This window comes from Pseudomonas sp. MN1F (genome assembly GCF_009391885.1).
Taxonomy (GTDB): Bacteria; Pseudomonadota; Gammaproteobacteria; order Pseudomonadales; family Pseudomonadaceae; genus Aquipseudomonas.
The window spans coordinates 67,879-73,953 of record NZ_VZII01000052.1 but is presented as its reverse complement, the minus strand read 5'-3'; the positions used below and the strand labels follow the sequence as shown (position 1 = coordinate 73,953).

Genomic DNA, 6,075 nt, shown 5'->3' with positions numbered 1-6,075 from the left:
CATCAGGCCGACCTGGTGAAAATCAGGGCCTGCCTAACGGCAGGCCGTTACCGGCCCGCACACAAAAAATCTGACAGTCCCGGGTAGGTAGTCGCCACAACGATGCCGATCTCGCGCCGCTCGATCTCATAGGCGCTGAAGGAACCAAGGCATGCACCTGTCAGCCTTGATACCCCCTCAGGACATCCCATGAAAAAAGGAGAGCCAAAGCTCTCCTTTTTCATCAACAACCCCAGGCGTCAGCCAATGGTCATCAGGCTGGCATTACCGCCCGCCGCCGCAGTGTTCACACTCACCGCCCGCTCGATCACCAGGCGCTCCAGTGCAATCTGGTGGTCGCCGCTGGACAGCCCGTGCACACCGACGATCGCGCCAGCGCGCTTGGCCACCTGCTGGCACACGCTGCGCAGCTGGTCGGAGTCGCCATGGTGGATCACGGCGTCAAACGCCACTTCATCCTTGTTCCAGTCCGCCACCAGCTTGACCTTGGCCTGCAGCTCACGTGGCAGGCGGCCGCGCAGGGCCTTGCCTGGCTCGCTGTCAGCCCACACCGCCGAGCTACCCACCGCCAGCACGGCAGCGAATTGCGCCAGCAGGTCGGCTTCGTTGTCCGCCAGGCACAGCACATGCTCGCGCGGCAGGATGGTGTAGGTGTTGCGCTCACCGGTCGGGCCTGGCAGCAGGCGGGCGATGCCGCTCTGCGACTGGCCGGCGAACTGGCTGCACAGGGCGGCCAGGTCAGCCTGCTGGTTGCTCTCGGCCCAGGCCTTGAGAACGTGCAGCGGCTTGATCAGCTGGTCGTGCAGGGCGCGGTCCGGCTGGCCTTCGCCGTCCTGATGCTGGAAGTGGCGGCCAATTGCATCGGCCGGGCGCGTCGACAGCAGGCGGTACAGGTACAGCGGGCCGCCGGCTTTCGGGCCAGTGCCGGACAGGCCTTCACCACCGAACGGCTGCACGCCCACCACGGCGCCAACGATGTTGCGGTTGACGTACATGTTGCCGGCGTTGGCGGTTTCCACCACCTTGGCGATGGTCTCGTCGATGCGGGTGTGCACGCCGAGGGTCAGGCCGTAGCCAGAAGCGTTGATCTGCTCGATCAGCTGGTCCAGGTTGCGGCGGTTGTAGCGCACCACGTGCAGCACCGGGCCGAAGATTTCACGCTTGAGTTCGTCGAAGCTGTCCAGCTCGATCAAGGTTGGCATGACGAAGGTGCCACGCTTGATCTCGGCCGCATCGGCGATTGCGACTTGATAGACCGTGCGGCCTTTCTCGCGCATGCCCTGGATGTGCTTCTCGATCCCGGCCTTGGCCTCGGCGTCGATCACCGGGCCGATGTCCACGGCCAGGCGGTCCGGGCAGCCCAGGCGGCTCTCGGCCATGGCGCCCTTGAGCATTTCGATCACGCGGTCGGCGGAGTCTTCCTGCAGGCACAGCACGCGCAGGGCCGAGCAACGCTGGCCGGCGCTGTCGAAGGCCGAGGACACCACGTCGATCACCACCTGCTCGGTGAGTGCCGAGGAGTCGACGATCATGGCGTTCTGGCCACCGGTTTCGGCGATCAGCGGGATCGGCCGGCCCTGGTTGTCCAGGCGGCCAGCGACATTGCGCTGCAGCAGGCGGGCAACTTCGGTGGAGCCGGTGAACATCACGCCTTTGACGCGCTCGTCACCAACCAGGCCGGCACCAACGGTTTCGCCGCGGCCTGGCAGCAGTTGCAGCACGCCTTGCGGAATACCGGCTTCCAGCAGCAGGCGCACGGCCTGGGCGGCGATCAGCGGGGTCTGCTCGGCCGGCTTGGCCAATACCGGGTTGCCGGCTGCCAAGGCGGCGGCCACTTGGCCGGTGAAGATCGCCAGCGGGAAGTTCCACGGGCTGATGCACACCACCGGGCCCAGCGGGCGGTGGGCGTCGTTGCTGAAATCGTTGCGAGCCTGCACCGCGTAGTAACGCAGGAAGTCCACGGCTTCGCGCACTTCGGCGATGGCGTTGGCGAAGGTCTTGCCGGCTTCGCGGATGAGCAGGCCCATCAACGGCTGGATTTCGGCTTCCATCAGGTCGGCGGTGCGCTCGAGGATCGCGGCCCGCTCGGCGGGCGGCGTGGCCTGCCAGATTGGCGCAGCGTTAAGCGCGCACTGGATGGCATTGTCGACGTCGGCGACGGTGGCTTCCTGCACGTGGCCGACCACGTCACGGTGGTCCGCCGGGTTCAGTACCGGCACGGCAGCAGCCTCGCTGGCGGCGCAGGCCAGCAGTGGGGTGGCTTTCCAGTCGTTGTTGGCAGTGGCCAGCATGGCGCAGGACAGCGACGCCAGGCGGTGTTCGTTGGCCATGTCGATGCCGGCCGAGTTGGCCCGCTCGCGGCCATACAGTTCACGCGGCAGCGGGATGCGCGGGTGCGGCAGGCCGATGCTGCCTTCCTGGGTGCCCATGCGTTCGATGCTGGAGACCGGGTCGGCGACCAGTTCCTGGATGGAAATCGAGTGGTCGGCGATGCGGTTGACGAACGAGGTGTTGGCGCCGTTCTCCAGCAGGCGGCGAACCAGGTAGGCCAGCAGGGTTTCATGGGTGCCGACCGGGGCGTACACGCGGCACGGACGGTTCAGCTTGCCGTCGGCGACCTTGCCTACAACCTGTTCGTACAGTGGTTCACCCATGCCGTGCAGGCACTGGAACTCGTACTGGCCCGGGTAATAGTTCTGGCCGGCAATGTGGTAGATGGCAGACAGGGTGTGGGCGTTGTGGGTAGCGAACTGCGGGTAGATGGCTTCTGGCACGGCCAGCAGCTTGCGGGCACAGGCAACGTAGGACACGTCGGTGTACACCTTGCGGGTGTAGACCGGGTAGCCTTCCAGGCCTTCGACCTGGGCGCGCTTGATCTCGCTGTCCCAGTAGGCGCCTTTCACCAGGCGGATCATCAGGCGGTGGCGGCTGCGCTTGGCCAGGTCGATGACATAGTCGATCACGTACGGGCAGCGCTTCTGGTAGGCCTGGATGACGAAGCCGATACCGTTCCAGCCCGCCAGGGCCGGCTCGAAGCACAGGCGCTCGAGCAGGTCGAGGGACAGTTCCAGGCGGTCGGCCTCTTCGGCGTCGATGTTCAGGCCGATGTCATATTGCTTGGCCAGCAGGGTCAGCGACAGCAGGCGCGGGTACAGCTCTTCCATCACGCGCTCGTACTGGGCGCGGCTGTAGCGTGGGTGCAGTGCCGACAGCTTGATCGAGATGCCCGGGCCTTCATAGATGCCGCGGCCGTGGGAAGCCTTGCCGATCGAGTGGATCGCCTGCTCGTACGAGGCCAGGTACTTCTGCGCGTCGTGTTCGGTCAGTGCGGCTTCGCCGAGCATGTCGTAGGAATAACGGAAGCCTTTGGCTTCGAAGCGGCTGGCGTTGGCCAGCGCTTCGGCAATGGTTTCGCCGGTGACGAACTGCTCGCCCATCAGGCGCATGGCCATGTCGACGCCCTTGCGGATCATCGGCTCGCCGCTCTTGCCGATGATGCGGGTGAGCGAGGAGGTGAGGCCGGCTTCATTATGGGTGGAGACCAGTTTGCCGGTCAGCAGCAGACCCCAGGTAGCAGCGTTGACGAACAGCGACGGGCTGTTGCCCAGGTGCGGCTGCCAGTTGCCATTGCTGATCTTGTCGCGGATCAGGGCGTCACGGGTACCTTTGTCAGGGATGCGCAGCAGGGCTTCGGCCAGGCACATCAGGGCAACGCCTTCCTGGGACGACAGGGAAAACTCCTGCAGCAGGCCCTGAACGATGCCGGCACGGCCGCCAGCACTCTTCTGGTTACGCAGTTTTTCGGCGATGCCAGCAGCCAGCTTGTTGGTGGCTTCGGCCAGTGGAGCGCTCAGGCGCGCCTGCTCCAGCAGCATTGGCACGACTTCCTGCTCGGGGCGGCGGTAGGCGGCGGTGATCGCCGAGCGCAGTACCGACTGCGGCAGGATGCTCTCGGCGAATTCGAGGAAGCACTGGTGGGCGTGGTCTGGCTGGACTTCGCCAGCGTCATCGGCCAGGTTGTTGGCGTGACCGTTGAGTTCGGTCAGGGTAGCGCCACCCTCGAGCTTCTCCAGGTAATTGAAGATCGCTTGCTTGATCAACCAGTGCGGCGTGCGGTCGATGGACTGCGCAGCTGCTTTGAGTCGCTCGCGGGTCGGGTCGTCAAGTTTGACCCCAAGGGTGGTCGTCGCCAATTTCTTATCCTCATTATTGCCACGGTTGTGGCTTAAGCTGCGCCAAGATTAGCTGTAGCCGTTTTCGGGTGCAACCAGGTGCAACCCGAATTTTTTGAGGAAAAGGTGCAACTCGTCTGAGGATTCATCCTACAGCTCAAAAAGAGTTCATAACGGTGCGTTTTCTTATGAAAAATCGTGTTTTTGCTCCAAAGGGGAGCAAAAAACAGGATTTGTCGCAAAGCGCACGAGAGGGTGCAACTCGCAAATGAAAAATGGTTGCACCGACTTTGCGTTGTTGCATAGGATGCGCCGCCTGGGTGCAACCGTCTTCGAAGAAGGTTGCGTACGAGATAAAAACAAACGCCAGGGCACACGCATGGGCAATCCACTAACGATCACCTTCGTGATCTACATCGCGGCAATGGTGCTGATCGGTTTCGCGGCCTATCGCTCCACCAACAACCTTTCCGACTACATCCTCGGCGGTCGCAGCCTGGGTAGCGTGGTTACCGCGCTCTCCGCCGGTGCTTCCGACATGAGCGGCTGGCTGCTGATGGGGCTGCCGGGCGCCATCTACTTCTCCGGCCTTTCCGAAGCCTGGATCGCCATCGGCCTGACCGTAGGTGCTTACCTCAACTGGCTGTTCGTCGCTGGCCGTCTGCGCGTGCAGACCGAGCACAACGGCGATGCGCTGACCCTGCCGGACTACTTCTCCAGCCGCTTCGACGACAAGAGTGGCGTGCTGCGGATCATCTCGGCGATCGTGATCCTGGTGTTCTTCACCATCTATTGTGCCTCCGGCATCGTTGCCGGTGCCCGTCTGTTCGAAAGCACCTTCGGCATGCCGTACGAGACTGCCCTGTGGGCTGGTGCCGCCGCGACCATCGCCTACACCTTCATCGGTGGCTTCCTGGCGGTGAGCTGGACCGATACCGTGCAGGCTTCGCTGATGATCTTCGCGTTGATCCTCACCCCGGTGATCGTGCTGATTTCCACCGGTGGTTTCGATACCACCATCCTGGCCATCGAAGCGCAGAACCCGGCCAACTTCGACATGCTCAAGGGTGCAACCTTCGTCGGCATCATTTCGCTGATGGGCTGGGGTCTGGGCTACTTCGGTCAGCCGCACATCCTGGCGCGCTTCATGGCCGCCGACTCGGTCAAGTCGATCGCCAAGGCGCGTCGCATCTCCATGACCTGGATGATCCTGTGCCTGGCCGGTACCTGCGCCGTGGGCTTCTTCGGTATCGCCTACTTCTCGGCACACCCTGACCTGGCTGGCCCGGTCACCGAGAACCACGAGCGCGTGTTCATCGAGCTGGCCAAGATCCTGTTCAATCCGTGGATTGCCGGTGTGCTGCTGTCGGCTATCCTGGCGGCGGTGATGAGCACCCTGAGCTGCCAGCTGCTGGTTTGCTCCAGTGCCCTGACCGAAGACTTCTACAAGGCCTTCCTGCGCAAGAACGCTTCGCAGGGCGAGTTGGTCTGGGTCGGCCGTCTGATGGTGCTGGCCGTGGCCCTGATCGCCATTGCCATGGCGGCCAACCCGGAAAACCGCGTGCTGGGCCTGGTGGCCTACGCCTGGGCCGGCTTCGGTGCTGCCTTTGGTCCGGTGGTGCTGATCTCGGTGCTGTGGAAGGGCATGACCCGTAACGGTGCGCTGGCCGGTATCGTGGTCGGTGCGCTGACGGTGATCCTGTGGAAGAACTTCGACACGCTTGGCCTGTACGAAATCATCCCTGGCTTCCTGTTCGCCAGCATTGCCATCATCCTGGTGAGCAAGTTGGGCAGCCCATCGCAGGCGATGGTGCAGCGCTTCGAAACCGCTGATGCGGCGTATCACGCTGACAAGTAACGCTTGTGCCAGCAGTCGCGCTTGGCGCTGTCTGCTGGTCGTGAT

At 63.6% G+C, this 6,075-nt stretch carries 2 protein-coding genes; one reads left to right on the top strand and one right to left on the bottom strand.

What is annotated here, in order from left to right; translation table 11 throughout:
- Positions 1–239 precede the first annotated feature (239 nt).
- Positions 240–4,193 carry a trifunctional transcriptional regulator/proline dehydrogenase/L-glutamate gamma-semialdehyde dehydrogenase gene (putA, locus tag F6X59_RS24205; RefSeq protein ID WP_152958603.1) on the bottom strand — a complete coding sequence of 1,318 codons (3,954 nt, stop codon included), beginning with the start codon at positions 4,191–4,193 and terminating at the stop codon, positions 240–242.
- Between the two features lie 358 nt (positions 4,194–4,551).
- On the opposite strand from putA, the gene putP reads away from it, so the two are divergent.
- Positions 4,552–6,030, top strand: a complete 1,479-nt coding sequence (gene putP / locus F6X59_RS24200; RefSeq protein ID WP_152958601.1) for a sodium/proline symporter PutP — start codon at positions 4,552–4,554, stop codon at positions 6,028–6,030.
- Positions 6,031–6,075: the final 45 nt, after the last annotated feature.

Coding starts and splice junctions, on each gene's coding strand:
- putP (WP_152958601.1), top strand. CDS start 4,552: ATGGGCAATCCACTAACGATCACCTTCGTGATCTACATCGCGGCAATG.